Source organism: Glutamicibacter sp. BS14 (genome assembly GCF_056934375.1).
Map to the genome: position 1 here is coordinate 3,583,310 of NZ_CM167801.1, position 26,321 is coordinate 3,609,630.

The following is a 26,321-nucleotide window of genomic DNA, read 5'->3' on the forward strand; positions in this document are numbered from 1 at the left end:
AGCGCCTACTGCTGTTCGTCGGTCTTCGGGTCGTGCGGCTCTTCGGATTCCTGAAGCTTGCGCTCTTCGCCCTTGGCCACCATTTCCTGCTGCTTTGCCTCGGCTTCCGAGGTGTAGCGCACGCGGCGCACTCGACGGACCATGTCGCGAATCAGGAAGATCACGGCAACCACCAAGGCTGCGGTGAAAATGAACCCAAGGAATCCTGGACCGTATTCGCTGCTGGTCTCCGTACCGACACCGAGGGTCGAGGAAGTCAGAGCCAGGGATTCGAAGATCGTATTCACGATGTAAAGACAACTCTTTTCTAGTACTGGAAAGCGCTTAGTACTATCTTAGTCCGGCAAACAGGTCGGTCTCGGGCAACTCGGTAGCTACCTTGGAGGAAATCAGCGTGTAGTCTTCCCACGGCCAGTGCTCCGCGTAGACGTGTTCCGGTACGGCGAAGAAGAAACCTTCCGGGTCGATCTGGGTTCTGTGGGCCAGCAACGCCTGATCGCGCTGCGAGAAGAAATCCGCGCAGTTGATCTGGGTGGTCGTGGTGTGTGGGGAAACCCACTTGAACATCTGGTTTTCCTCGTCCGCTTCCCACAGCGCAACGCGCTCGGTGTAGGGGGACTCGTAACCTGCTTCCAGCATCGCGTAGTGCAAGGTGCGGAAACGATCCGGTGCGAAAGCACGGTCGTAGTACAACTTGCTCACCGACCACGGCGCACCCAGTTCCGGGTACATCTGCGGATTAGCCGCGTGCTCAAAGGCAAAGGTTGAAACCTTATGGCAGTGGATGTGGTCCGGGTGGGGGTACCCGCCGTTTTCGTCATAGGTCGTGATGACGTGGGGACGGAATTCACGGATCAGCTTGATGATGCCGGCAGCAGCGATTTCTACTGGCTGCAAGGCGAAGGCGCCAAAGGGCAGCTCCGGCAGCGGATCCCCTTCCGGCAAGCCGGAGTCGACATAGCCCAGCCAGCGGTGCTTGACGCCCAGCACTGCAGCGGCCTCGGCCATCTCGGTCCGCCGGACGCCTGCCAGGTCGCGGTGCGCATGGGCGAGTTCGCCAGCGGCGGCGTTGAGAATATCCCCGCGCTCACCGCCGGTGCAGGAAACGACCATCACTTCGGCGCCAGCATCAACATAGGCAGCCATCGTTGCAGCACCCTTTGAAGATTCGTCGTCCGGGTGCGCGTGAATAGCCATGAGCCGCAGACCCTGCGAAGGAGCAATTTTCTTCACGTCGTGAATCTCCACTTATCTTCTTTCCTTATGCCACGTTTTGGACGGCCCGAAGCTTCGAATCTGTCCGTCATCCATAACAACTCACAGCCGACCACCGGTTATTCCCCCATGCTGAAAGACGGTAAACTTGAGTAAGGAACCAACGTACGGCATTCCCAGTTCAAATGCCGCCAGGCAAGAGAGTGGTGCAAGGCAAATAATGTCTGATCCAAGCTTAACGGCTCGCTACAACAACCCCAAGAAACGCAGTCTTCCCAGGAAAACGCGTAACTGGCTAATTACTGCCGCGCTCTCAGTCGGCGTTGCGGGGGCCGCCTATGTCGGCTTCAACAACTACAGCGCCATCAGCGCGCAGGACATCGAGTTCGAGGTCATTTCCGCAACGAAGGCCAAGGCCATTGTCGCAGTCGAATACAACACCAAGCACCGCGTGCAGTGCGATATTCGTGCGATGAACGAATCCAAGGCCATCGTCGGATACGACACCATTTTGCTTGATCCTGGAGAAGCTACCGGGCACATCACCCAACGCCTGGAGATTGACCTGCACACCGACAACCTGGCGACCACCGCTGGCGTGGAGTCCTGCTACGAGGTTCCGCAGGAATACAAGGGTTAATATTTCAGCTTCTTCATCCCCTAATAGCTGAATCTATTGGGCTTAAATCGTTTTGGCGACTACTATCGTTGAAAAGATACGTTTCGCCCCGCATCGGCGCATGGTTCTAGCTGAGTACTAGGACATGAGCCTGGCGGGGTCTTTGCTTGCATCGCCCATAACGTGTGAGCCCTCAGATCCGTACCGAATCCGACTTCGTCGACGCCACCGTTTCGGTGGCTTTCGGCTTTAGGACCACTTATCGGTCCCAAGGCCAATCGAAGTCCTAACTGACCAAAGGAAGTACAACGTGAGCACCAACAGCAACGAACCTGTCGTTTGGCTGACTCAGGAAGCCTACGATCGGCTCCAGGACGAACTGACTTTCCTCTCAGGCCCGGGACGTGCCGAGATCGTTGCCCGTATCGAGCAGGCACGTTCGGAAGGTGACCTGAAGGAGAACGGCGGTTACCACGCCGCCCGTGAAGAGCAGGGCAAGGCCGAAGCGCGCATCCTCTACCTGAAGGATCTGCTGCGCCGCGCCGATGTAGGCGATGCTCCTGCCGATGACGGTGTTGTTGAGCCAGGCATGCTGGTTGTCGCCAATATCGCTGGCGACGAGACCACCTTCCTGTTCGGCTCCCGCGAAGTTGCCGGCGACACCGACCTCGAGGTCTACTCCGAGCAGTCCCCTATTGGCGTTGCCGTGCACGGCGCAAAGGTCGGCGACAAGCTGTCGTACTTGGCTCCAAACGGCCGCGACATCAAGGTTGAGATCATCTCTGCAAAGCCTTACCAGTCCTAGCAACTAGGCTGCAATGCAAAGTCCGAAGGCCGCCAACCCATCTGGGTTGGCGGCCTTCGGACTTTGCTGCTTATGCGCTAGGCGACTGAACCGCCGGCAGTATTGGTGATCTGCGGGTCGAAGCCTTCGGCGCGCAGGTTATTGAGCACCGTCTTGGAATGCTCATGGCCCTTGGTTTCCAGGTCGATGGTGATCGCGACATCGCCCATGGACAGCGAACCACCGATACGGGTGTGGTCCAGACGGGTGACATTCGCATCCGATTCGGCGATGATGTTGGAGATCTGCGCGAGCGAGCCGGGGCGGTCTGGAAGCATCATGCGTATGGTCAAGAAGCGGCCGGCCGCTGACAGGCCACGCTGGATCACCTTGAGCATCAGCAGCGGATCGATGTTGCCGCCAGAAAGGATTACCGCGGTGGTTGCCGGATTGATCCCGTGCGCTTCCAGCTTGTTCTCCAGCAGTGCCGCGACGCCCACCGCACCGGCTGGTTCCACCACGAGCTTGTTGCGCTCCAGGAGCACCACCAGAGCTCGTGCGAGCGTATCTTCCGATACCGTCACCACGTCATCAACCAATTCCTTGATGATCGCGAAAGGCAGCTGCCCTGGCTTGCCTACAGCGATGCCGTCGGCAATGGTGTGCACGTTATCCAGCGGGACCAACGCGTCAGCGGCCAGGGATGGCGGGTAGGCCGCGGCGTTCTCCGCCTGGACACCCACCACCTTGATCTCGCGGCCCAGTTCGCGGGCCTTGGCCTTCAGCGCGATGGCGACGCCGGCCAGCAGTCCACCGCCGCCAACACCCATTAGCACGGTGTCCACCTCAGGAAGCTGTTCGAGCAGTTCCAAGCCGATGGTGCCTTGGCCGGCAATGATGTCCGGGTGGTCGAAAGGATGCACGAAGACTGCCCCGGACTCGTCGGCAAAACGCTGCGCCTCGGCCAGCGCTTCATCCACGGTGTCACCGAAAAGCACGACTTCTGCACCATGATCACGCGTCGCGGTCAGTTTCGGCAAGGCGACGCCCCGGGGCATGTAGATGCGCGCCTTGATTCCGAGGTGGCTGGCGGCCTGGGCAACGCCCTGCGCGTGGTTGCCTGCCGACGCGGCGACCACGCCTCGGGCCTTCTCGTCGTCGCTGAGCTTGGACATGCGTACATAGGCACCGCGGACCTTGAAGGATCCGGCGCGCTGCATGTTCTCGCATTTGAGGAAAACTTCGGCGCCAACATGCTGGGACAAAACACGGGAATGCTCCACCGGGGTGCGGGCAATAACCGGTTTGAGTACTTCAGCGGCGGCTTCGATATCAGCCAGCGTAACCGGCAAAGTAGGTTCGGTGCTCATGGATTATTCCTCATCTGCTGTGGACTCAGGGTGCCGGGTTTCCGGCGAAGCTGTTGGTGCGGCGGCAGGTCCTGCAGCTGCAGCCGGCGGGTCGGCCTTCGCTGGGTCGCTCGCCTTGGGGCTCTGCGCCACTACTTGGTTTCCGTAGTGCTCAATCACGAATTGGTCGGTTTCCCAGGTTCGGCCCGACAGGTATTTCACGACCGCGTTGACCACCGCCAGCAGCGGTACGGCGAATAGCGCACCCGGAATGCCTGCAAGCATGGTGCCGCCGGCTACTGACAAGACCACTGCCAGTGGGTGCAGGCTCACTGCCTTGCCCATAATCAGTGGCTGCAGGATGTTGGACTCCGCCTGCTGGACCAGCAGCACTACGGCCAGCATGATCAATGCGTTGACCCAGCCATTGGCTACCAACGCGAGCAAAACTGCCAGGGCACCGGTAAACAGTGCACCGACGATCGGGATGAAGGAGCCGATGAAGACCAGGACGCCCAGTGGCATGGCAAGTGGCACGCCCAGGAAGAATGCACCGAATCCGATGCCGATGGCGTCGATCAGCGCAACGATCATCTGGACTCGCACATAGGTGACCAGCGAGGCCCAGCCCCGGGTCAAGGCGCCGTCCATCGCCGGGCGGGCGCGGCGCGGCAAGAGGTTCACCAGGAACAAACCGATCTTGCGCCCGTCAAGCAGCAGGAAAATCAAGGCGAAGACGGCCAGCAATGTGCCTGTCAGGATCTGCCCGATCGCGGAAGTCCAGCTGATTGCTTCACTTAGGATGTTGGTGGCATTGCCGCGAAGCTGGACGAGGGTATCGTCCAGCACCTTCTGCAGGTCGTCGTTGGTCAGCTTGAGCGGGCCATTGAACAGCCAGTCCTGGACCTGCTCGATGCCCGAAAGCGCTTGGGTCCACAGGGCGGTAAAACCGGCCGAAAGTTTTTGCCCTGCTACCGATAGCCCTGCGGTGACCAGCGCAAGGAAGCCGATGAGAGTAATGCCGACGGCCAACCCGCGAGGTACAGCAAGCTTGGAGTTCATCGTATTCACAACCGGTGAGAGCAGCCCTGCTAGCAGCGCTGCGATGAAAACCGGGATGACCAGCAAGGAGACTTTTGACAGCGCCCACACCAGCACGCCCAAGGCTGCGACGATGATCAGGAAACGCCAAGCCCACGCTGCTGCCATGCGCATGGCATACGGCATATCCTCGGCGCTTTTGAAATCCGTCAGATCTGGCCCTGGTGTGGCAGGAGTTTCCGCCGGCTGACTCGGAAGTGAAACACGAAAACGGCGTAGACGTTCCAACCGGCTCTTCTTCATGGAACCACGCTATCGCGTTTGCCAGACAGCTTCTTGATCCATGTCTCAATTGTGACAAAAACCAAGGACCAGTGCCCGATATGGGCACTGGTCCTAGAAATCTAATTCAATATGTTTATTTGCTCTTGCCGAGGGTAACCAGATTGCACAGGCTGCCTCTTATTGCTCACGCCAACTTGAAAACACGGCTCATCAGGCGCTTCGCACATGCTATCTCCGGCGGCGCATGACCGCTTCAAGGACCCTCTCCTCAGCGTCTTCACCGGGCTTGATGCCCGCGGGTACCTTGAAGAAGAAAATTGCCCCCAGTGCCCACCAAATGGCGAAGATGGCCCACGGTTCCCAGCTCAGCGAGGCCGGCATGCCGGGCATGTAGAGGCTGAAGAGCGCAGCGGTGAGCAGGACTGAAGTCCAGCCGATGATAGTCCCAGCAATTCCGTTGCCGCCAACGCGCAGCGGACGATCCATCATGGGTTCGCGCTTGCGCAGCACAAGGAAGGTGACCGAGACCAGGAAGTAGGCCACGATGATGCTTGGCGCCCCCGAATCCACGAGCCACCCCAGCATTTCAGCGCCGAAGAATGGGGCCAGCATGGAGATTCCACCGATGAAGACCAGTGCGTTGGCTGGCGTGCGGTATTCGGGATGCAATGCGCCAAACCAGGAAGGAAGCATGCCGCTTCGGGCCAGGGAGTAGACCAATCGCGAAGCTCCCAGCAATAGAGAGTTCCATGAAGTCAAGATGCCGGCAATGCCACCGGCAATCAGCACCTTGGCCATCAGCTCCGAACCGAACATGGCCCCGAAAGCATCCGCCGTTGCAATGTCAGCTCCAGCCAGTTGCGCAGCTGGCATCGCTGACGCTGTGGTCAGGACAACCATGACGTACCAGATGGTGGCCAAGACTACGGAGACGACTACGAGCTTGCCAATTTGCTTGGCCGGAATCTTCACTTCTTCAGCGGACTGCGGAATCACGTCAAAACCGATGAACAGGAATGGCACCGCCACCAGCACGGCAAAGAACCCGCTGGTTCCAGGGGTGAAGAAAGGTTCCATGTTCTTGGCTTCGCCGCCGGCAAAGGCGCCGGCAATCATCAGGGCACCGATTGCCACCAGGAAGAGCACCACGAAGGTCTGCAATACGCCAGCTTGCTTCACGCCGCGAATATTGATCCAGGTGATCACCACCGCTGAAAGCACGCCTACCAACGCCCACGTCAGATTTACTTCAAAACCGGCAACCGTCCACAAGGGGATCTGGCTCATGCCCGGGAAGATGTATTCCACGGTTCGTGGCAAAGCAACCGCCTCGAAAGCCACAATCGTGACATAGCCGCCGGTAATTGCCCACGATCCGATAAACGAAGGCCGGGCGCCCAAGGCGCGCAGGATGAAGTTATGCTCGCCACCGGCTTTGGGCATGGCCGCGGTCAGTTCGGCATAGGTCAGGCCAACGACCGCCATGATGCCACCGCCAACGAGCATGGCCAGGACCGCCCCCATGGTGCCGGCGTTATCCAGCCACCCACCGGTCAGCACTACCCAGCCGAAGCCGATCATTGCACCGAACCCTAGGGCCAGGGCATCCAAGTTGCCCAAGGATTTCACCAGCCCCGGCGTTTTTCCCGCTGATTGCTCGACTGCCATTGCGTTCCTCCTGCCAAATCTGCTGTGAGTTGAGTAACTGAATAGCTACAGGAGAATCTAACCAAGGTTTCGCATGAGCGCCCAATCAGCTGTCATTTTCCATGGCATAGGCGGTTGCAGTCGATCATAAAAATTCATATTTGAACAGGCGATTAACGGGCAAGGACCAGTGCCCGAAATGGGCACTGGTCCTTGCAAGCTATGCTATTGCGGCTAGTCGTCGCCACGCAGGATCGCGAGAATACGCAGGATCTCGGTGTACAGCCAGATCAGGGTCATGGTCAGGCCGAAGGCGCCGCGCCATGCCATGATGGCTGGAGCACCCTGGTCGGACAATTCCTCGATCATGGTGAAGTCGGCAACCAGTGCGTAGGTTGCCAGCAGAACGGCAACTACACCGATAACCAAGCCGAGCACTCCGCCGCGCATGCCGAACATGCCATCGATGACGCCGGTGAGCATCAGAACCATGTTGAGCAGCGAGAAGACGATCAGGCCGACCATGCCGATCATGAACATCTTGTTCAGCTTGGGAGTCATGCGGTACTTGCCCGAGCGGTACAGCGCCAAGGTTACGCCGGCAACACACAGGGTAGCCAGCACAGCCTGGATAGCGATTCCCTCAAGGCCCGGCCGGCTTTCAAGGAAGCCGGAGAGACCACCAAGGAACAGGCCCTGGGCCGCGGCATACAGCAGGATGAGCACAGGCGATGGGCGCTTCTTGAAAGCGTTAACCAGACCGAGGACAAAGCCAACCAAGGCACCTGGCAACATGAGGGCCGGCATGCCCCAGCCAATCGCGGCGCCAACAACAACCAAGGCCAGGCAGAGCACGGTCTTGTTGATCGTGGTTCCGATGGTCATGCGGCCGGTGTCGGCGCTGGTTGCAGCAGGCTGCTGGTACATCTGCTGCAGCTGGTCTGCGCTCATATTTGCGGTGTCACGGAATCCAACAGCACTTCCAGGCTTGGTTCCCCAAGCATCGGAGCGGCTGCTGGAACCAAAAATTGGATTGCCCAATGTCATTCCCCCATAGATTGCGATTGCGCCGGCACGTGGCTAGCTGAAGATCTTTTGCTTAATCCTATTGAGCATTGCTGTGAAATCACTCAGTCGGAAGGATGATATAGGGCATTTTTCCGAAGAAAAACTACTCTGTCAGCGATATTCTTGAAAGTTCTACCATCAAGGTTGCCTTGGCAGCCGATTTTGGTGGAATGCACGATGCCTGAGGTTGAACGATGGATGCGCTCCCACTTTTGGCAAAAGAAAAGACCACTGCTGACCGGAAAATCCGGAACAGCAACGGCCTTATTCTGTACCCCCAGTGGGACTCGAACCCACAAGCCTTTCGGCAGCTGATTTTAAGTCAGCCGTGTATGCCAATTCCACCATAGGGGCAAGACTCTCAAATTTTACGTGATCGGCAAAGCAAATAGAAAATCCTTCTTTGCTGACGTACGCGAGGGGCCAATTGCTTGGCCCCTCGCATCATCGTCGATCAACTACGGCTCAAGCCTACTTCTTCGGCTTGGCCGACTCTTCGAAAGCAGTGCGTGGTGCTTCGAGGTTGTTCAGCTGCAGGGCATCGCGCTTGAAGACCAGTGCAACCAGCCAGTCGCCAACGACGCGGAACTTGCGCTCGAAGGTCGGCATGGCCATGCCGTGGTAGCCGCGGTGTGCCATCCATGCTGGCCAGCCCTTGAGCTTGATGCCAACAACCTTGGCAACGCCCTTGTTGCGGCCGAAGCCGGCAACTGCGCCCAGGTTGGAGTGCTTGTATTCCTTGATGGTGCCAACACCGTAGCGCGCAGCGTACAGGTTCTTGGCCAACAGCTTGGCCTGGCGCACTGCGTGCTGTGCGTTGGGAACGCAGGTGCCGTCCGGCAGGCCGCCGGTGACGTCCTTGACTGCCGAGATATCGCCGGCTGCCCAGGCGCCTTCCAGAGGTTCGCCGTTGGCATCCTTGATACGAAGGTCCGTGCGGGTCTCGATGCGGCCGCGCTGCTCGATTGGGAAATCGGTGGAGCGAACCATCGGGTTGGCCATGACGCCAGCAGTCCAGATCAAGGTGTCGGAACCGAACTCGCCCGCTGGGGACTTGTCGGCCATGTTGATCAGTTCCAGGTTGCCTTCTTCGGCATTGTTCAGCGAAGTGTTCAGCAAGACCTCGATGCCGCGGCTGCGCAGGTGATCGACAACCCACTCCGCCTGCTCGGCGGTGACTTCTGGCATGATGCGGCCCATGGCCTCGATCAGGACGAAGCGTGCTTCCTTCGCATCGATGCGGTCGTTGAGGCCGATCAAGTGACGGGCCATGTCTTCCAGCTCGGCGATGGTCTCGATGCCGGCGAAGCCGCCGCCGACAACCACGAAGGTCAGGGCGCGCTTGCGTGCAACTGGATCACTCATGTTCGAAGCGGACTCGATGCGCTCGGCAACCTTGTTGCGCAGGGCGACGGCCTCTTCGATGGTCTTCAGGCCAATGCCGGTTTCAGCCAGGCCAGCGATGGGGAAGGTACGGGTGACCGCACCAGCGGACATCACGACATCGGTGTATTCCAGCTCGAACTGCTCGCCGTTGACCGGAGCAATGACAGCCTTCTTGTTGGCATGGTCGATGCTCAGCACGCGGCCGTTGACCAGCTCGGAGTGCTTCAGGTGCTGACGGTGCGAGACCACAACGTGGCGTGGTTCAATCTGGCCACCGGCAACTTCTGGCAGGAATGGCTGGTAAGTCATGTACGGGTTCGGGTCGACAACGGTGACGATGCCGCCGTGTGCCTTGACCTTCTTCTGCAACTTCATCGCGACGTACAGGCCTACGTAGCCACCGCCGACGATAAGAATGCGCGGACGCTTCTGGGAGGTTTCGATGATCGACATACTGTTGATTCTACGCGGATTTTTCGAGTTAGTGAAAACATTCACTAACTATTTCCGTTCGGTGTGTCACGTCGTCGCCAGGCATGGGCGTTTCCGACTGCCGAGGTTCGCGCCAACCTGTCGAATTAAGCATCGGAAGGCGCGAAAAAGCGGGGTGGATCTTCAGTTTCCACCCCGCTTTGTCCGCTATTTACTTCTCTTCTTCGGGAATCTCGTCGAACAGATCCCGGCCGCCAGCTTGATCCGGGACTTTCAATGAACTCAAGGAAGCCGAACCAAGCCGCGCCGCAGCCTTCTCGCGTCGACGACGCACCAGGGTCTGGGCGATGCCTGCAATGATCACCAGCAGCAAGAGCACTCCCCCGCCGACGATCAGCAACGGCTGAAGCGCCGGTGCCGAGTCATCGGGAATAACCGGATCTGGCGCCGCGACCTGCTTGAGGTCCGATTTCTCCATCGAGACGCCCGGAGCTGGGGTATCAGCAGTCTTCTGGGTGTCGCGGCGGTGCACGCGAATCCACTCGCTGATCGTGCCCAGCGGGTTCTCGGATACCGAGGGGACGCTCGCCGTCACTGCCGCCTGCGCATCGATGATTCCGTAGCCGTAGAGGTTGTCCACGCCGGCTGTGCCGGTGTCCTTGGCGGTCTTCAGGATGCGGTTGATGACCTCAGGAGCTTTCATGTTCGGGTATTCCGAACGAATCAATGCGGCCACGCCCGCCACCAAAGGAGCCGCGCCGGAGGTACCGGACCAGCGCGCGTAGCCGTCATCTGGCAAGCCGCCGACCAACTGCTCGGCAGGGGCTGCAACGCCGATGGAAATGCCTTCGGTCGAGGAATCCTGCGAAGCCTTGCCGCTGGCATCAACGCCGGCCACGGTCAGCACTCCCGGAATGGTGGCCGGGGCGCCCACCTGGCTCATGCCGCCCGAACGGTTGCCTGCAGCGGCAACAATAACCACGTCATGGTCTTCTGCGTACTTGAAGGCGTCATCCCAGCTTTCCGGCCATGCTGGGCTGGTTGAACCGAGAGACATGTTGATGACCTTGGCCCCGGAATCCACGGCCCATTTCACGGCACGGGGGATCTGGGTTTCCACTGGAATCTTCGCCGGGTTGCCTTCGCCCATCCACAGCGACACAGACAGCAGGTCTGCTGCCGGAGCGACGCCGAGCACGCCGTCCTTGCCGCTCTTCAGCTTTGGCACCTTTTCGTACTCAGGTTCCTGGGGAATGTCCTCGTCTTCGTCTTCGGCGGTCTTCTTGGCCTTTTCCCACGCGGCCTTCAAGCGCTCGTTCTCGGATTTAACCCGCTTGATTTCGCCCTTGTTGTTGCCGCGCCCGCCGAGCAAGGTAGCCACCAAGGTGCCGTGCTCGCTCATGACGCCTATGGGCTTGTTGCCCTTGTCTCCGCCTGAGCCGGACATATCAGCACCGCCAACCACGGCACCCTTCAAGTCTGGATGCGCGGTATCAATGCCGGTATCAATGATCGCGACTTTGACGCCTTCGCCCTTTGTCGTCTTGTGCGCTTCGGCCACGCCCAACGACTTGAGCCAGTATTCGGACTCACGCATGTTGTCAGCGCGGGCAGGTACGCCCACGCTGAGCAGGGTGAAGGCCAACAGCGCTGCGACAAGCAGAGAGCCGAGCTTGAGGAAGCCCATTCTTTTCCTGGCACGCAAAGCTGAGCTCAAGACATCTCCTTGGGTCGGTGACTGGGTGACAGGTTCAGGCGGCGGCAGCTGAAGCCGCGATTCCGTCGAGAATATCGTGTTCGGAAGCAATCAGAACCATTTCGCGGTTCCCGCTGGCCTTTTCAAGGTAATGAAGGATGCGTTGCACAATGGCTGCGCCAGCTTGGATCACATCAACTCGTCCCGGATGCATGAAGCCCAGTGCCGCGCGCTCTTCCCGGCTGTAGGAAAGCATGCTGGCGGTGGCTTGGCGCATCTGGGCGAAGCTCAGCTGCGCCCCATGGATCTTTTCCGACTCGTACTGCTTCAATCCCAGGGCCTGGGCGGTGAGCGTCGTGAAAGTGCCTGCAACCATGATCACCGCGTCGACCTGCGCAACGTCAACCGATCCGGCCAAGGATTCCAAGGTGCTGTCCATGAATTCCAAGGCCTGGTCCGAACGCAATCCCGCTTGGTGGAACCGTTCGGTAACGCGCACACAACCCATGTCCAGGCTCTTGGCTGCCAACGGGCCGGTGGCATCACCGAGAACGAATTCAGTGGATCCACCACCGAGGTCGATCACCAGGCTCTTGCCGCTTTGCCCGTCCCGAACCGAAGCCGCACCGGCAAAGGACAGGGAGGCTTCTTCTTCACCGCTGATCACTTCCGGGGCGACGCCCAGGATCTTGGTGATCCGCTCGGTGAAGACCTCGCGATTCGATGCATCGCGGGCCGCCGAGGTCGCTGCGAAACGGATGGCTTCCACCCCATGCTCATCGCACAGCTTCTTGTACTCGCGAGCAGCTTCAAAGGTGCGCTCCAAGGCCTCGGGAGCGAAAGCGCCGGTAGCGTCAACGCCCTGGCCCAAGCGCACGATGCGCATGGTGCGCAGCACGTCGACCAGCGGGCCATCGGCCCCGATGTCCGCGATCAGCAGACGGATGGAGTTGGTTCCGCAGTCAATACCGGCCACGCGCATTAGGCGTCATCCTGGTCAGCGCCCTGTGCGGATTCACGCACGGCACGCTTCCGGGCGCGTTCTGCGCGCTTGGCCGCTGGGTCCTGCTGTTCCTGGGTCTTCACGTGGCGCGAGCGGTCACGGCTCGGCGCCTCGGATTCGGTATCCCAAGCACCTACGCAGTAGCACTTGTCCTTGGTCCACCACTGGGCAATCCCAGCCAGCGCTTCATCACCCAGCGGGTTCACGCCCTCGCCGGCAGCCAGCGAGTGCCCTACCAGCACGTGCAAGCACTTGACGCGGGTCGGCATGCCACCAGCGGAGACCCCAGCGATTTCCGGAACGGCCCCGGTTCCCGAGCGCTGGCCAATCGCATCGCGGTTGGCCAGGTACGACTCGTGGGCAGCTACATAAGCCTGCGCCAGCTGCGCGTCCTCACCCAGGCGGTCATTCATCTCGTTCATCAACCCGGCAGCTTCCAACCGCGACACTGCCGCAGTGATCACCGGGTGCGCCAGGTAGTAGGTGGTGGGGAAGGGAATACCCGAGGAAAGGCGCGGTGCCGTGGTGGCTACCAGAGGGTTTCCGCAAACGCAGCGCGCACCGATCTCCACCACATCGCGCACCGGGCGGTTCAGCTGGCGGGACAGGGTGTCGAGGTCAGCTTCGCTGGGTACTCGTCCGGCGGCGTCAAGGGCTTCGCGGATTGGCTGTTCAGTCACGGTTATAAGTCTCTTCGTGTTTAAAGTGGTTAGTCAGTGGCAGAACGTCGAACGGAGTCGAGCAGAGCATCAACCCATGGAAGTTCCTGGCGCACCTCGAAGGTGCTTCCGTTGCCGTCGGCGGGCGTCTCTTCATCCTTAGGGCGTTCACCCACCACCATGTAGAGCTTTTCACCAGGCATTACCAAGTTTATCCGCTCGCGTGCTTGCTGCTTGATGTACAGCGGGTCATCCCAGCGCGCGATCTCTGCCTTGAGGTCATCGCGCTGCGTCTCCAGCGCTTCGATCGAGGCATTCAGCTCATTCAGCTCCGCCATCTGCGTGCGGTAGAAATTCACCGTGGGCACGAGCATCACTGCGAAGAAGGCCAGGACCACGATCAAGGCGGCGATACGGCCGGAAAACCGGTGCGCAGCAACGGGTTCGCCCTCGGGGACGTGGTTCTGGCCAGACGGCTTCTGCCCCGGCTTGCGGCGTACGGCAGCAGAGAACTTCACCCGGTCATCGCGTCGGCGTTCGTTCTGCTTTTCCTTGGCACGTTCGCGCAGCGGCACCTTCGGCTTCGGCGCGTAATTTCCTGCAAATTTTTTCGGCTCACGTGACGCATCTGACGCTGGGCGTGCCGTCGATTTCGGCTGTGCTGCAACGCTTCTGGGCTTCTGCGCAGCGGGAGCGGCCTTCGGTGGGCGCGGCGTTGCAGGAGTTTGCCTGGCCTGCGCTTGTGGCCTGACGATGCGCAGAGCGTCGGTAGGCGGTTCAGCTTCGGAACCTGCGCCGTCATGTTTCGTCTGGTCAACCGGGGTTATTACGGCTTCTTCGGCCGGATCCGGAGTATTACGGCGAGGCATTCGCGGTGGTCGCTGAGCCATACTCCCCCAATTCCCGTGGTGCTTTTCTTGCGGTGTTGCCGTGGACTTGGCAAGATAATTCCATTAAATAACGAAAAGCCCGCCGGTATCCACTACCGACGAGCTTATTCGCTATTACTGAAAATTAGCTGTTGAAACGCGGGAACGCGCTACGGCCAGCGTAGACCGCCGAGGCGCCCAGGTCTTCTTCGATACGCAGCAGCTGGTTGTACTTGGCTACGCGCTCGGAGCGAGCTGGTGCACCGGTCTTGATCTGCCCGGCGTTGGTTGCCACGCAGATGTCAGCGATGGTGACATCTTCGGTTTCACCCGAACGGTGCGAGGTGATGGTGGTGTACCCGGCACGCTGCGCCATGGTCACTGCATCGATGGTTTCGGTCAGGGTGCCGATCTGGTTGACCTTCACCAGCAGCGAGTTGGCGGTGCCCTTGGCGATGCCGTCGGCCAGGCGCTGCGGGTTGGTGACGAACAGGTCGTCGCCTACCAGCTGCACCTTGTCGCCAATGGCGTCGGTCAGGGTCTTCCAGCCATCCCAGTCGTCTTCATCCAGTGGATCCTCGATCGAAACCAATGGGAAGTCGGCCACCAGGCCAGCGTAGTAGTCGCTCATTTCCTGGGCAGAGAGCGCCTGGCCCTCGAACTGGTAAGCGCCGTTCTCGTAGAACTCGGAGGAAGCGACATCCAGCGCCAGGGCGATGTCTTCGCCCGGGGTGTAGCCAGCGCGCTTGATCGCTTCGGTGATCAGTTCCAGAGCCGCGCGGTTGCTTGGCAGGTTCGGAGCGAAACCGCCCTCGTCGCCCAGGCCGGTGGAGAGGTTCTTCTCCTTCAGCACGGACTTGAGGTTGTGGTAGACCTCGACGCCCCAGCGCAGGCCCTCGGAGAAGGTCGGCGCGCCGAGCGGGGCGATCATGAATTCCTGGATGTCCACGTCGGAGTCGGCGTGGGAGCCGCCGTTGAGGATGTTCATCAGTGGCACTGGCAGTACGTGCGCGTTAGGGCCGCCCAGGTACTTGAACAGTGGCAGGTTGGCGCTCACTGCAGCGGCGTTGGCCACTGCCAGGGAGACGCCGAGGATGGCGTTTGCACCCAGCTTGGACTTGTTGGCAGTGCCGTCCAGTTCGATCATGGTGGCATCGATGGCGCGCTGGTCGGTGGCGTCAAGGCCCTCCAGCTCGTCGGCGATTTCGTCGATGACGGACTCTACAGCACCCAGTACGCCCTTGCCGAGGTACCGGTCTTTGTCGCCGTCGCGACGCTCAGCTGCTTCGAAAGCGCCGGTGGATGCACCGGAAGGAACAGCAGCACGGCCATGCGAGCCGTCGGATAGCAGGACCTCGACCTCGACGGTCGGATTGCCGCGGGAATCAAGGATTTCGCGCGCGTGAATGGCGTCAATCAATGCCATGAGTATGGACTCCTTGTAGAAAAGGGGTGGTCTTGGGGCAGGTCAACCAGCGGTCGCTGATAAGACCGTCGGCGCCATTGCCTGTCTCTAGCCTAGCGCTTCGAAGGTGATTTGGGCGATGTTGTTGCGCCAGTTTCCGCGCCGTATTGCTGGCCCAGGGCCGCACGCAGCACCGATTCGGCATCCAGGCCCAGCTCCTCGGCCCTCGCTGACAGGGCCATTAATTCCTTGGCCAGGGAGAACTCGTCGACGATTCGTTCACGGATCTGCTCGGTGACTAGCCCGGCCGCGGGCTGTGCCGATCCTGCTCTGGCATGGCGATCAAGCAATTTCTGCGCGAGCGCCAGGGACGGCAGCCCAGCGGGCAGTCCCGCGTTCTTCCGCTTCTTCGGCTGGCCGGCGCGTTCGGCCTGCTTCGCCGCATCCCACACGCGGATAATCTCATCCACATCCGTGATGACGTCCTGGCGGACCTGGCCCTGCTCGTCGAAAATATGCCGGTTGCGGCGCAATAGCTTCGCATTCAGCGTTTCGGCGACATCTTCCAGGCCGAAATGGTCTTGCTCCTCGGCGATCAGCGAATGCAGCAGGATCTGGAAGAACAAGTCCCCCAGCTCCTCCTTCAACAGATCCGGGTTCCGTTCGGCGATGGCGTCCAGTACCTCATAGCTTTCCTCAATGAGGTAGGTGCGCAGCGACTCGTGAGTCAGCGCGCCAGTCCAGGCGCATCTGCTGCGAAGGGTCCGTACGGTGGCGTTGAGCTGCTCTAGCTGCGTTCTGTTCTCCGGCATAGGAACATGCTATCGAAGCGGGCTTTCAGCCTGCGGCCAAGGAGCTGCCCATTGCTGCCCATTCGGGCTAGCATGGCCGTAGTTCATCCCGACGACGCGAAGGATTGCCAATGACCGTCCAAGACACCGCCCAGCTGGAATTCCTGGATCAGCTTCCAGCCAAACTCTTCATCGGCGGCCGGTGGGTTGAGGGGCGCTCCGAGCGCATCCTGCGCACTGCCAACCCTTTTGATGACTCGCTCCTGGCCGAGATCCGCCAGGCGTCGACCGACGACGTCGACGACGCCTATGGCGCTGCCGCCGCTGCGCAGCCAGGCTGGGCGGCGCTCTCCCCCGGCAAGCGCTCGAAGGTCTTGAACCAGGCCGCCGACTACCTGCAGTCGAACTTCGAGGGCATCCTGGCGCTGTTGACCGCCGAGTCCGGTTCCACGCAGTTGAAGGCGAACATCGAACTGGGCGGCACCATCGCTGCCATCCGCGAAGCAGCCACCTTCCCCACCCGCGTGCACGGCAAGATCCTGCCCTCCAATGCCGAGGGCAAGGAGAACCGGGTCTACCGCGAACCGGTCGGCGTGGTGGGCGTCATCAGCCCGTGGAACTTCCCGCTGCTGCTGTCGGCCCGGTCCGTAGCGCCGGCCCTGGCCCTGGGCAATGCGGTGGTGCTCAAACCCGCCTCGGATACCCCGCTGGTGGGAGCCTTGGTCCTGGCCAAGGCTTTCGCCGAGGCTGGCCTGCCAGATGGCGTGCTGAACGCAGTGGTTGGGTCCGGTTCGGAAATCGGCGATTACTTCGTGGCGCATCGGACCCCGTCGCTGGTTTCGTTCACCGGTTCGACTCCGGTGGGCAAGAACGTCGGGAAAATCGCGGTCAGCGGCGAGCACATGAAACGCGTGGCGCTGGAGCTTGGCGGCAACGCGCCATTCGTCGTGCTCGAAGACGCTGATCTTGACGAAGCAGCCAAGGCCGCGACCCTGGGCAAGTTCTTGCACCAGGGGCAGATCTGCATGGCCATCAACCGCATCATCGTCCAGGCTCCGGTCTACGAGGCCTTCATCGAGAAGTTCATCGAGCAGGTCGGCAAGCTCGGCTATGGCGATGCCGCCGATCCAGCCAACCTCGTGGGACCGATCATCAATGATGCGCAGTTGGCGTCGGTGAGCGGCAAGATCAAGACCGCACGTGGCCAGGGCGCCCGCGAAGTCCTGGCAGGTTCGATCACAGGCCGTGTGGTCTCTCCCCACGTCTTCGCAGATGTCACCAGCGGCATGGAACTGTTCCGCGAGGAGATCTTCGGCCCGGTCGTGGGCATCGCCAAGGCCGACTCCGAAGAGCATGCGCTGGAACTGGCCAACGACACCGAATTCGGCTTGTCCTCGGCCGTTTTCACGCAAAACCTGGAGAAGGGCGTCGCCTTTGCCCGCGGCATCAAGGCCGGGATGACTCACGTCAATGACATCACCGTCAATGATGAACCGCATGTGATGTTCGGTGGCGAGAAGAATTCGGGTCTGGGCCGTTTCAACGGCGAGTGGGCTATCGAGGAATTCACCACCGATCACTGGGTCGGCGTGCAGTCCACCAAGAAGCAGTACCCGTTCTAGGAACCACCTGCCCTTGGAACCAGCGAAGCCGCCCCTTGCTTGGGCAAGGGACGGCTTCGGTGGTTGCCTGGCGGCTGGGTCCTGGAACTAGTCGGCGACGTTTTCGTATTCGTCTTCTTCGTAGTCCTCGTCATCCAGCAGGTTGTCGTAGTAGTCGTTGATGTACTCAACGAGCAGCTCGCGCATTTCCAGCGGGACGAAAGCAGCTTCGGCGGCGTTCAGCGTCAGATCCAGCAGATCTTCCAAGTCGTAGTCGAAGGCTTCTACCAGCAATTCGAACTCATCGGACAAGGTGGTGCCGGACATCAGGCGGTTATCCGGCGAGATGGTGACATTGAAACCGGTCTGGACCAGCAGGTCGATCGGGTGGTTCCCGATGCCTTCGCCGAATTTGGAGGTAGCACCGGTCTGCAGGTTCGAGGACGGGCAGACTTCCAGCGGGATGCCGCGTTCGCGGACCCAGTTCGCTACCGGGCCCAGCGATACCAGGCCGGTATCGTCGCTGAGTTCTTCGCCGTTCTCGTCGATAGCTCCGAACTCGATCTCGATGTCCTCGGCTACGCGGACTCCGTGGCCCAGGCGCTGGGCGCGGCCGATCAGGATGGCTTCCTTGATGGAATCCAGGCCGGCTGCTTCGCCAGCGTGCACGGTGGTTGGGAAGAGATTCTCGGCCAGCAGGTCGAAAGCTTCCTTCATCACTGAGGGCGGGAAGCCATCTTCAGCACCGGCGATATCGAAACCGACGACGCCACGACCACGGTGGCGCAGGGCCAGCTTGGCGATTTCCACGCCTTGGTCGCTGTGGCGCATGGCGGTAACGATCTGGCCGATCTGCATCGGGTGGCCCTCGGCGTTGAGCTGCTCGCAGGCCTGGTCCAGGCCTTCCTGGATGGCGTCGACGACGTCGTCCAGGCTCAAGCCTTCGCGGCGGTGCTGCTCTGGTGCATAGCGGACTTCGCCGTAGATGACACCGTCTTCAGCGAGGTCCTCTACGAATTCGCGGGCAACGCGGATCAGCGCATCTCGGGTCTGCATGACCGCGACGGTGTGCTCGAAGGTTTCCAGGTAGCGTGGCAGCGAGCCGGAGTCGGCTGATTCACGGAACCATTCGCCCAAAGCTTCTGCTTCGGTCTCTGGCAGCTCGTGTCCAATCTCGGCGGCCAGCTCGATGATCGTCTGAGGGCGCAAACCACCGTCGAGGTGGTCATGGAGCGAAACTTTAGGCAGATCCCGGAAGTCGAATTCGGGATCGTAGTCAGTATGAATCATTTCTTCAGTCACACCACTGAGCCTAGTCGCATTTTCGCGGAACTGACAGCTCCAACGGGTAAAGATCTGCGAGCCACTATGTGACCCTGATCAATACGGGAGGTTAACCCTCGTCAGGGGTTGGCGGGACGGTCTGCCTGGCTGGTTGCACCGGGTGCCCTTCGCGCTTCGCCGCGCGCCGATGCAGGCGATCCAGCACCCAGCTGACGATCCGGTCGATGACGAATCCGAGCACTACGGCGATGACAATGGAAACTGCAATGCCCAGCAGCTTGTTGTCGTGCATCCAGTTGCCGGCCAGCGCACCGATGCTGACGGAGTAGGCAGCCCAGGTCAGTACGCCGATGGTGTCGAAGAGGGTGAAGCGCTTGTGGCTGAATCCGGTGGCGCCCGCGGTCAGGTTCACGGCCACTCGGCCAATCGGGATGTATCGGGCCGTGAAAATCAGCAGAGCGCCCGAGGTTTCAAGTTTCTTCTCGGCATAGTTCAGCACCCGCTGCGCGCGTTGCCCGCGCATCCACTTGAAGCCCCTGGATCCGATCTTGCGTCCGATGGCGTACGTGATCTGGTCGCCGAGCAAGGCACCGCCGGCACCGAGCAAGCCAATCAAGACAAGGTTGGGAACACCGGTGTGGACGCCGACCGCGGCCAGCGAAACCAAAAAGGATTCACTCGGGACGAGGGGGAAAATCGCATCGATCATGCAGAACAGAAACAATAACGGCAGGATCCACCATGCGCTGGCGGCCTGCGTGATTGCCTCATTGACTAATTCCATGCGTGCCTACATCTGCTTTCCCAAGGCGCTCCATGCGCTGAATGTCTCTCCATTTTCGCTCGAGAACTCACCTGCGCGCATCCTGCTTACGTTGCGTTGTGGACAATTCCCATCTGCTACCCAGGTAGGAGTTAACTGACTAACGTTTGACTACGCCGTTATTGTTCCCGGGAACTTTCTGGGAACTTCCACTGCGGCAGCTGGCCTGGGAACCACCAGGATGCCAGGCCATTGCTACCGCAACTTCGAAGACGAACGGACCTGCAGAGCCCTCCGGAAAAGAAAAGCCCAGCTGATGCAGGCAGCGAGGCCGGGGAAGAGCACTCGCAGGGCGACCAGGCTCCCGATATTTCTGGAGCGGGGCACTGATTGCCAGCGGATCGGTCGCCGGCAAGCGAAAGAGCCGGGAAACACGGCAACGTGTTTCCCGGCTCCTTGAGCGCCAATCCGGATTCGGCTACTTGGCGGCGATGCGGTCCAGGATCAGGCGGGTGTCCGGACGGTCATCGGCCGAACCGATCATGATGGCGCGCTGGACCAGCTCGATGGCACGCTCCATCTTGGCCGGGGTGTCGGTCAGCAAGGTGGCAATCGGCTCGCCACGGCGAACCAAGGCACCTGGCTTCACGTGCATGCGCACGCCGGCGCCGGCCTGGACGCTGTCTTCCTTGCGGGCACGTCCTGCGCCCAGGGTCCACGCGGCCAGGCCGATGTCCATCGCGTCGAGCTTGATCAGCACGCCCTCGGCGGGCGCCACCACGGTGTGCGATTCCTTGGCTACCGGCAGCTTGGCATCCGGATCGCCGCCCTGGGCCGCGATCATCTTGCGCCAGATGTCCATGGCCTTGCCGTTCTTCAGCGCACCGGGGACATCCGCATCCTTGATGCCTGCCCCGGCAAGCATCTCGGTGGCCAGGGCCACGGTCAGCTCCACGACGTCCTCTGGTCCGCCGCCTGCCAGGACCTCAACGGATTCCTCGACCTCGATGGCGTTGCCGGCGGTCAGGCCCAGCGGGGTTTCCATGTTGGTCAGCAGAGCCACGGTGTTCACCGACGCATCGGTGCCCAGGTTCACCATCGTCTCGGCCAGTTCGCGGGCCATGGCCTCGTCCTTCATGAACGCGCCGGAGCCGACCTTCACATCCAGCACCAGGGTGCCGGTGCCTTCGGCGATCTTCTTGCTCATGATCGATGACGCGATCAGCGGGATGGCTTCCACAGTGGCGGTGACATCGCGCAGGGCATAGAGCTTCTTGTCCGCCGGAGCCAGTCCGGTGCCGGCGGCGCAGATGACCGCGCCGACGTTGGACAGCTGGGAGAACAGCGCTTCGTTGGACAGATCCGCCTTCCAGCCGGGAATGGCTTCGAGCTTGTCCAGGGTGCCGCCGGTGTGGCCCAGCCCGCGGCCCGAGAGCTGCGGGACGGCCACGCCGAAGCTGGCGACCAGCGGAGCCAGCGGCAAGGTGATCTTGTCCCCCACGCCCCCGGTGGAGTGCTTGTCGGTGGTGGCCAGCTTCTTGCCCGACGGGTCGGTGAGGGCAGAGAAGTCCATGCGTTCCCCGGAGTTGATCATCGCAGTAGTCCAGCGCGAGATCTCGTTGCGGTTCATGCCCTGGAAGTAGATGGCCATGTTCAGCGCGGACATCTGCTCTTCGGCGATGGCCCCGCGGGTGTAGGCATCGATGGTCCAGTCGATCATCTCGTTGCTCAGTTCGCCGCCATCGCGCTTGGCGCGGATGACTTCGACGGCACTGAATTGCTCGGTAGCCATATCAGGCACCTTCCATTCTGCTGTTGGCCGGTGTGCTCCGGCGCTAGAAGTTGAGATTCTGCGGCCCGAACGCGTCAGGCAAGAGGTCGTCGATTCCCACGATGCCGCGGGCTGTCTTGATCAGCAGCTGCGCCCCGCGGTGCTCGAAAAGCAGCTGGCGGCACCGGCCGCACGGGGTAATCAGTTCGAGCTCGCCCTCGCGCAGCTGGCCGAAGCACAGGAAGTATTCCATGGTGCCCCCGCCGGTGGCGAAGAGCTGGCCCACCATGGCGCATTCAGCGCACAGGGTGACCCCGTAGGCGGCGTTCTCGATGTTGCACCCGGAAATCAGGCGGCCGTCGCTGGTCAGTGCCGCCGCACCCACCCGGAACTCGGAGTAGGGCGCGTAGGCCTGGGACAGCGCGGCCGCAGCCGCAGCTTCGAGCTGCGGCCACGGCGCGTTGTTGCTATTCATGGGAAATCGCTATTCCTTCACGTAGGGTTCGCCCGCAGCTGCCGGTCCGCGCGAACGCCCCACCAATCCGGCCACCGCGAAGATGGTCACCAGGTAAGGCATCATGGCCATGAACTGGCTCGGTACCGGGGTGCCGATGATCGTCAGGATCACCTGCAAGTTATCGGCGAAGCCGAAGAGCAGGGCGGCCAGGAAAGCGCCGATCGGGTTCCACCGGCCGAAGATGACTGCGGCCAGCGCGATGAAGCCGCGGCCGCCGGAGATTTCCTTGGTGAAGGAGTCGATGGCCACCAGGGTGAAGAAGGAACCGCCGATGCCGGCCACGATGCCGCCGAGGGTGACATTCCAGAAGCGGATCGCGTTGACCTTGATGCCCAGGGTATCGGCTGCCTTCGGATGCTCGCCCACGGCGCGCACGCGCAGGCCCCACTTGGTCTTGAACAGGCCGAACCAGACCAGGAAGACGGCCAGGTACATCAGGTAGCCGATCACCGACTGCTTGAACAGGATCGGGCCGATGACCGGGATCGAGGAGAGCAGCGGGATTTCAATGACCGGCAGGTGCGCTGGCGAGTTGAAGCGCTCCGGGTCCTCCTGCATCACGGTGGTGAACAGGAAGCCGGTGATGCCCGAAACCAGCACGTTCAGGACCACGCCGACGATGATCTGGTTGACCACGTACTTGATGGAGAAGACCGCCAGGACCAGCGAGACCATGGCGCCGGCCAGGCCGGCGGCAACCAGGCCCGCGAAGGCGCTCTGGGTCAGCGAGGCGACCAGTGCCGCGGTGAAAGCACCGCCCAGCAGCTGGCCCTCGATGGCGATGTTGACCACGCCGGCACGCTCGCACAGCACGCCCGAAAGCGAACCGAAGACCAGCGGCACGGCCAGCACCACGCCACCGGCCAGCAGGCTGGCCAGCGAAATGCTGTTGATGTTGGCGCCGGAAACCACCCAGATCAGGAAGCCCAGCACGAACAGGACCGCCGCGATGGCGACCATCCAGGTGGCCAGGATCCTGCCCTGCTTGCGCTGCATCCACGCGTAGGCGGCAATGGCCAGCAGCAGCACGCCGAACACGATGTTGGTGATGCGGCCCGGGAAGACCAGTTCGGGCAGCTCGAAGGCGTCGCCGGCGCTGTTCAGCGTAAAGTGGGCGGCTTGGTCGTTGCCCAGCAGGCCGAAGCTGAAGAAGACGATCACTGCGATCACCGAGAGGATGATCGGGGTCTTCTTGCTCGGCAGGACGTTGATTGCCGGCTGCAAGGTGGAAGAGGTCACTTGGCACCTGCCTTAGTAGGTTCGAGCTTGGAGCTGCGCTTCTTCTTGCGGTTCATGCCGAAGATGGCCTTGACCAGCGGCGGGGCGGCGATGAACAGCACGATCAGCGACTGCACCACCGAAACGATGTCGATCGGGGTGCCGGTGGTGATCTGCATGTTCACCGCACCGGCCTGGAACGCGCCGAAGAGCAGGCCGGCGAAGAAGGTGCCCCACGGGGTGGAGCGGCCCAGCAACGCCACGGTGATCGCGTCGAAGCCCAGCGAGCCGGCGATGCCGCCGGTGAGCACCTTTTCGGTGCCTGCCACCTGTGCCACGCCTGCGGCACCGGCCAAGGCGCCAGCCAGCGCCATCGCAATGATGGTGGTGCGGGCCACGTTGATGCCGGCGGTCTGCGCGGCTTCCGGGTTGTGGCCCACGGCGCGGAATTCGAAGCCCACGGTGGAGCGCTTGAACATCCAGGACACGGCCAGCACCAGCAGCACCGCCATCACGAAGCCCAGGTGCAAACGCGAACCGGGGATCGCCGGGAAGATGGCCGAGCTGTCCAGGATCGGCGAGATCGGGTTGGTCTCGCCGGGACGGCGGAAGGCCTGGGTGTTCATCAGGAAGTCGATCAGGTACACGGCCACGTAGTTGAACATGATCGTGAGGATCACTTCGTGGGCGCCGGTCTTGGCCTTGAGCAGGCCGACCAGGCCGCCCCAGATCGCGCCGCCGAGCAGGCCGAAGACGATCACCAGCAGCAGGTGCAGGCCGATGGGCAGGTGCCAGGCGAAGCCGATGTAGGCGGCCAGCACCGAGCCGATGATGATCTGGCCCTGGGCACCGATGTTGAACAGGCCGGCGCGGAATGCCACGGCCACGCCCAAGCCGGCGCAGATCAGCGGGGTGGAGACGGTCAGGGTCTCCAGGAACGGCTTGAACCCCTGCGAGGAGTTGTAGATCGAGCCGTTGAACAGCGCCACATAGCTTTCGGTGGCCGCACGCCAGAATTCGCCGAAGAAGGCCGAAGGCTGGGCGAAGAGGTAGCCGGCCGTTTCGCCCACCTTCTCATCGGTGACCGCAATCAGCAGGCCGCCGATGACCAGTGCGACGATGACGCCGAGGACCGAGACCAGGCCTGGTCCCTGGGTGATTTGGCGCAAGAGGTCATTGCCCGGCTTGCCGGAGCCGGGAACCACAGGTGCTTTCTCGCTCACTGCGCTTCTCCTTCCTGGTTGTCATGCTCGCTAGCTGGCTGGGCTTCAACCGGCTCGTTCTCCGCCTTCGCGAATTCGGCCTGGGCCAGGGCTTCTTCCTGCGAAACGCCGGCCATCATCAAGCCCAGCACCTCGCGGGAGGTGTCGCCCGGCACGATGCCGTTGATCCTGCCCTTGTAGAGCACGGCGATGCGGTCGGCCAATTCCATGACCTCGTCCAGCTCGGTGGAAACGATCATCACCGGGGTGCCCTTGTCTCGCTCGGCCACGATGCGGCGGTGCAGGAACTCGATGGATCCCACATCCACGCCGCGGGTCGGCTGCGAAGCGATGAACAGCTTCAAATCGCGGCTCAGCTCGCGGGCCATCACGACCTTCTGCTGGTTGCCGCCCGAGAGGCTGGAGGCAGGGTTCAGCGGATTATCGGTACGCACGTCGAAGCCCTGGATCTGCTGCGCGGCGTTCTTCTTGATCGCCTCCAGGTTCATCGAGATGCCCTTGCCGAAGGGCGGGCGGTCGTAGAGGTCCAGCACCAGGTTCTCCTCGATGGAGAACTGGGTGACCAGGCCGTGCACCGACCGGTCTTCGGGAACGAAGCCGAGGCCCGAGCGCAGGATCTGCTTGACCGACTTGCCAACCAGCTCTTGGCCGGCGAGCTTGACCGAGCCGCCCGTCACCGGCTGGGTGCCCAGGATCGCTTCGGTCAGTTCGGTCTGGCCGTTGCCCTGCACGCCGGCGATCGCCAGGATCTCGCCTGCATGGATATCCAAGGTGACCGAGTCCAGCGTGGTGGTGCCCGCCGGGTCGACGACCGTCAGGTCCTTGACCTGCAGTACCGCCTGCCCGGGAGTGGCTGCGGCCTTGTTCAGGTTCAGTTCCACGGCGCGGCCGACCATGAGGTTGGCCAGCTCGGTGGTGGAGGATTCCGGGGAGACCGAATCGATGACCTGGCCGCGGCGGATCACGGTGATCACATCGGACACGGCACGCACTTCGCGCAGCTTGTGCGAGATGAAGACGATGGAGGTGCCGTTGGCCTTGAGCTGGCGCATGATGTCCAGCAGCTCGTCGGTTTCCTGCGGGGTCAGCACCGCGGTCGGCTCATCGAGGATCAGGATCTTGGCCTCGCGCACCAGGGCCTTGATGATCTCGACACGCTGCTGCACGCCAACGGGCAGGTCTTCGACGACCGCGTCCGGGTCCACGTCGAAGCCGTAGCGGTCGGAGATCTCGCGGATCTTCTTGCGGGTGACCTGCAGGTCAAGCACGCCGCCAGCCTTGGTGGTTTCTGCGCCGAGGGCAATATTCTCTGCCACGGTGAAGACCGGGACCAGCATGAAGTGCTGGTGCACCATGCCGATGCCCGAGGCCATGGCGTCGCCCGGTCCGGAGAACTCGACGGGCTTCCCGTCCAGCAAAATTTGGCCCTCGGTCGGCTGGTACAGCCCGTAGAGCACGTTCATAAGCGTGGACTTTCCAGCACCGTTTTCGCCGAGCAGACAGTGAATCTGGGCGTCATCGACCGTCAGGTCGATATCTTTGTTGGCGTAGAAAGAACCGAAGGCTTTCGAGATTCCTCGTAGTTCGAGTTTCACGATTCCACCATCTTCATTGTTCGTTTGGCGAGGTTCTTGCTTGCAGGTTGTTTTGGCCCTTAGGCAGGCATAAAGCGCGTCACCTGCCCACCGCTGTATT

The 26,321-nt window shown here is 61.4% G+C and carries 23 protein-coding genes and 1 tRNA gene; 3 read left to right on the forward strand and 21 right to left on the reverse strand.

Annotation, left to right across the window (positions count from 1 at the left end; genetic code table 11):
* Positions 1-5: 5 nt before the first annotated feature.
* Together AC1Z36_RS16855 and mca are read right to left on the reverse strand one after the other, a co-directional pair.
* Complete coding sequence (locus AC1Z36_RS16855) at positions 6-287, reverse strand: hypothetical protein (protein ID WP_105657449.1); 282 nt, start codon at positions 285-287, stop codon at positions 6-8.
* A 43-nt stretch (positions 288-330) separates the two neighbouring features.
* Positions 331-1,197: a mycothiol conjugate amidase Mca gene (gene mca, locus AC1Z36_RS16860; RefSeq protein WP_105657493.1), complete on the reverse strand. Its 867-nt coding sequence runs from the start codon at positions 1,195-1,197 to the stop codon at positions 331-333.
* Between the two features lie 238 nt (positions 1,198-1,435).
* Between mca and AC1Z36_RS16865 the strand changes: the two genes are divergently transcribed.
* Both AC1Z36_RS16865 and greA read left to right on the forward strand, forming a co-directional pair.
* Positions 1,436-1,855, forward strand: a complete 420-nt coding sequence (locus AC1Z36_RS16865; protein WP_402735635.1) for a DUF4307 domain-containing protein — start codon at positions 1,436-1,438, stop codon at positions 1,853-1,855.
* Between the two features lie 289 nt (positions 1,856-2,144).
* A complete protein-coding gene (gene greA / locus AC1Z36_RS16870) occupies positions 2,145-2,639 on the forward strand; it encodes a transcription elongation factor GreA (RefSeq protein WP_105657447.1) in 495 nt (164 codons plus the stop codon).
* Between the two features lie 77 nt (positions 2,640-2,716).
* Here the strand turns inward: greA and ilvA are convergent, their stop codons facing one another.
* From ilvA to AC1Z36_RS16930, 12 genes are all read right to left on the reverse strand, one after another.
* Positions 2,717-3,988 (reverse strand): threonine ammonia-lyase, encoded by a 1,272-nt coding sequence (gene ilvA, locus AC1Z36_RS16875; protein ID WP_105657446.1) that lies wholly within the window; start codon positions 3,986-3,988, stop codon positions 2,717-2,719.
* Between the two features lie 3 nt (positions 3,989-3,991).
* A complete protein-coding gene (locus AC1Z36_RS16880) occupies positions 3,992-5,182 on the reverse strand; it encodes an AI-2E family transporter (protein ID WP_286134180.1) in 1,191 nt (396 codons plus the stop codon).
* 339 nt (positions 5,183-5,521) lie between these two features.
* Entirely contained in the window at positions 5,522-6,961 is a 1,440-nt protein-coding gene (locus tag AC1Z36_RS16885; protein ID WP_483561482.1) for an APC family permease, read from the reverse strand.
* A 213-nt stretch (positions 6,962-7,174) separates the two neighbouring features.
* The gene (locus tag AC1Z36_RS16890) at positions 7,175-7,981 is read right to left on the reverse strand and encodes a Bax inhibitor-1/YccA family protein (RefSeq protein ID WP_426735313.1); all 807 of its coding nucleotides are present in this window, start codon (positions 7,979-7,981) and stop codon (positions 7,175-7,177) included.
* A 299-nt stretch (positions 7,982-8,280) separates the two neighbouring features.
* Positions 8,281-8,362: transfer RNA gene (locus tag AC1Z36_RS16895), tRNA-Leu, on the reverse strand.
* A gap of 117 nt (positions 8,363-8,479) precedes the next feature.
* Positions 8,480-9,847 (reverse strand): NAD(P)/FAD-dependent oxidoreductase, encoded by a 1,368-nt coding sequence (locus tag AC1Z36_RS16900; RefSeq protein ID WP_402735652.1) that lies wholly within the window; start codon positions 9,845-9,847, stop codon positions 8,480-8,482.
* Positions 9,848-10,037: 190 nt separating this feature from the next.
* Complete coding sequence (locus AC1Z36_RS16905) at positions 10,038-11,513, reverse strand: S8 family serine peptidase (RefSeq protein ID WP_483561982.1); 1,476 nt, start codon at positions 11,511-11,513, stop codon at positions 10,038-10,040.
* A 64-nt stretch (positions 11,514-11,577) separates the two neighbouring features.
* On the reverse strand, positions 11,578-12,504 hold the full coding sequence (locus AC1Z36_RS16910; RefSeq protein ID WP_402735653.1) for a Ppx/GppA phosphatase family protein: 927 nt from the start codon (positions 12,502-12,504) through the stop codon (positions 11,578-11,580).
* Positions 12,504-13,205, reverse strand: a complete 702-nt coding sequence (locus tag AC1Z36_RS16915; protein WP_105657439.1) for a DUF501 domain-containing protein — start codon at positions 13,203-13,205, stop codon at positions 12,504-12,506. Before AC1Z36_RS16915 ends, AC1Z36_RS16910 begins: the two co-directional genes overlap by 1 nt.
* Before the next feature lie 29 nt (positions 13,206-13,234).
* Positions 13,235-14,074, reverse strand: coding sequence for an FtsB family cell division protein (locus AC1Z36_RS16920; protein ID WP_286134178.1), 840 nt, complete (start codon positions 14,072-14,074; stop codon positions 13,235-13,237).
* Between the two features lie 124 nt (positions 14,075-14,198).
* On the reverse strand, positions 14,199-15,479 hold the full coding sequence (eno, locus tag AC1Z36_RS16925; RefSeq protein ID WP_105657437.1) for a phosphopyruvate hydratase: 1,281 nt from the start codon (positions 15,477-15,479) through the stop codon (positions 14,199-14,201).
* A 92-nt stretch (positions 15,480-15,571) separates the two neighbouring features.
* Positions 15,572-16,270: a MazG nucleotide pyrophosphohydrolase domain-containing protein gene (locus AC1Z36_RS16930; RefSeq protein WP_402735654.1), complete on the reverse strand. Its 699-nt coding sequence runs from the start codon at positions 16,268-16,270 to the stop codon at positions 15,572-15,574.
* 110 nt (positions 16,271-16,380) lie between these two features.
* Between AC1Z36_RS16930 and AC1Z36_RS16935 the strand changes: the two genes are divergently transcribed.
* Positions 16,381-17,871: an aldehyde dehydrogenase family protein gene (locus AC1Z36_RS16935; protein ID WP_402735655.1), complete on the forward strand. Its 1,491-nt coding sequence runs from the start codon at positions 16,381-16,383 to the stop codon at positions 17,869-17,871.
* An 87-nt stretch (positions 17,872-17,958) separates the two neighbouring features.
* Here the strand turns inward: AC1Z36_RS16935 and AC1Z36_RS16940 are convergent, their stop codons facing one another.
* The 7 genes from AC1Z36_RS16940 to AC1Z36_RS16970 all read right to left on the reverse strand — a co-directional run bounded on the left by AC1Z36_RS16940 (position 17,959) and on the right by AC1Z36_RS16970 (position 26,221).
* The gene (locus tag AC1Z36_RS16940; protein WP_402735733.1) at positions 17,959-19,140 is read right to left on the reverse strand and encodes an adenosine deaminase; all 1,182 of its coding nucleotides are present in this window, start codon (positions 19,138-19,140) and stop codon (positions 17,959-17,961) included.
* A gap of 103 nt (positions 19,141-19,243) precedes the next feature.
* A complete protein-coding gene (locus tag AC1Z36_RS16945) occupies positions 19,244-19,918 on the reverse strand; it encodes a DedA family protein (RefSeq protein ID WP_105657434.1) in 675 nt (224 codons plus the stop codon).
* 457 nt (positions 19,919-20,375) lie between these two features.
* On the reverse strand, positions 20,376-21,689 hold the full coding sequence (locus AC1Z36_RS16950) for a thymidine phosphorylase (RefSeq protein WP_105657433.1): 1,314 nt from the start codon (positions 21,687-21,689) through the stop codon (positions 20,376-20,378).
* 43 nt (positions 21,690-21,732) lie between these two features.
* A complete protein-coding gene (locus AC1Z36_RS16955; RefSeq protein ID WP_105657432.1) occupies positions 21,733-22,143 on the reverse strand; it encodes a cytidine deaminase in 411 nt (136 codons plus the stop codon).
* 9 nt (positions 22,144-22,152) lie between these two features.
* Positions 22,153-23,424, reverse strand: coding sequence for an ABC transporter permease (locus AC1Z36_RS16960; RefSeq protein ID WP_105657431.1), 1,272 nt, complete (start codon positions 23,422-23,424; stop codon positions 22,153-22,155).
* Entirely contained in the window at positions 23,421-24,626 is a 1,206-nt protein-coding gene (locus AC1Z36_RS16965; RefSeq protein WP_332489200.1) for an ABC transporter permease, read from the reverse strand. Before AC1Z36_RS16965 ends, AC1Z36_RS16960 begins: the two co-directional genes overlap by 4 nt.
* Positions 24,623-26,221 carry an ABC transporter ATP-binding protein gene (locus AC1Z36_RS16970; RefSeq protein WP_105657429.1) on the reverse strand — a complete coding sequence of 533 codons (1,599 nt, stop codon included), beginning with the start codon at positions 26,219-26,221 and terminating at the stop codon, positions 24,623-24,625. The genes AC1Z36_RS16965 and AC1Z36_RS16970 overlap by 4 nt, the downstream gene beginning before the upstream one ends.
* Positions 26,222-26,321 lie beyond the last annotated feature (100 nt).

Excerpts from the sequence above, each read along its gene's own strand:
- mca (WP_105657493.1), bottom strand. The coding sequence starts at position 1,197 with ATGGCTATTCACGCGCACCCGGACGACGAATCTTCAAAGGGTGCTGCA.
- AC1Z36_RS16865 (WP_402735635.1), top strand. The coding sequence starts at position 1,436 with ATGTCTGATCCAAGCTTAACGGCTCGCTACAACAACCCCAAGAAACGC.
- ilvA (WP_105657446.1), bottom strand. The coding sequence starts at position 3,988 with ATGAGCACCGAACCTACTTTGCCGGTTACGCTGGCTGATATCGAAGCC.
- AC1Z36_RS16880 (WP_286134180.1), bottom strand. The coding sequence starts at position 5,182 with ATGCGCATGGCAGCAGCGTGGGCTTGGCGTTTCCTGATCATCGTCGCA.
- AC1Z36_RS16885 (WP_483561482.1), bottom strand. The coding sequence starts at position 6,961 with ATGGCAGTCGAGCAATCAGCGGGAAAAACGCCGGGGCTGGTGAAATCC.
- AC1Z36_RS16900 (WP_402735652.1), bottom strand. The coding sequence starts at position 9,847 with ATGTCGATCATCGAAACCTCCCAGAAGCGTCCGCGCATTCTTATCGTC.
- AC1Z36_RS16905 (WP_483561982.1), bottom strand. The coding sequence starts at position 11,513 with ATGGGCTTCCTCAAGCTCGGCTCTCTGCTTGTCGCAGCGCTGTTGGCC.
- AC1Z36_RS16910 (WP_402735653.1), bottom strand. The coding sequence starts at position 12,504 with ATGCGCGTGGCCGGTATTGACTGCGGAACCAACTCCATCCGTCTGCTG.
- AC1Z36_RS16920 (WP_286134178.1), bottom strand. The coding sequence starts at position 14,074 with ATGGCTCAGCGACCACCGCGAATGCCTCGCCGTAATACTCCGGATCCG.
- eno (WP_105657437.1), bottom strand. The coding sequence starts at position 15,479 with ATGGCATTGATTGACGCCATTCACGCGCGCGAAATCCTTGATTCCCGC.
- AC1Z36_RS16930 (WP_402735654.1), bottom strand. The coding sequence starts at position 16,270 with ATGCCGGAGAACAGAACGCAGCTAGAGCAGCTCAACGCCACCGTACGG.
- AC1Z36_RS16935 (WP_402735655.1), top strand. The coding sequence starts at position 16,381 with ATGACCGTCCAAGACACCGCCCAGCTGGAATTCCTGGATCAGCTTCCA.
- AC1Z36_RS16940 (WP_402735733.1), bottom strand. The coding sequence starts at position 19,140 with ATGATTCATACTGACTACGATCCCGAATTCGACTTCCGGGATCTGCCT.
- AC1Z36_RS16945 (WP_105657434.1), bottom strand. The coding sequence starts at position 19,918 with ATGGAATTAGTCAATGAGGCAATCACGCAGGCCGCCAGCGCATGGTGG.
- AC1Z36_RS16950 (WP_105657433.1), bottom strand. The coding sequence starts at position 21,689 with ATGGCTACCGAGCAATTCAGTGCCGTCGAAGTCATCCGCGCCAAGCGC.
- AC1Z36_RS16955 (WP_105657432.1), bottom strand. The coding sequence starts at position 22,143 with ATGAATAGCAACAACGCGCCGTGGCCGCAGCTCGAAGCTGCGGCTGCG.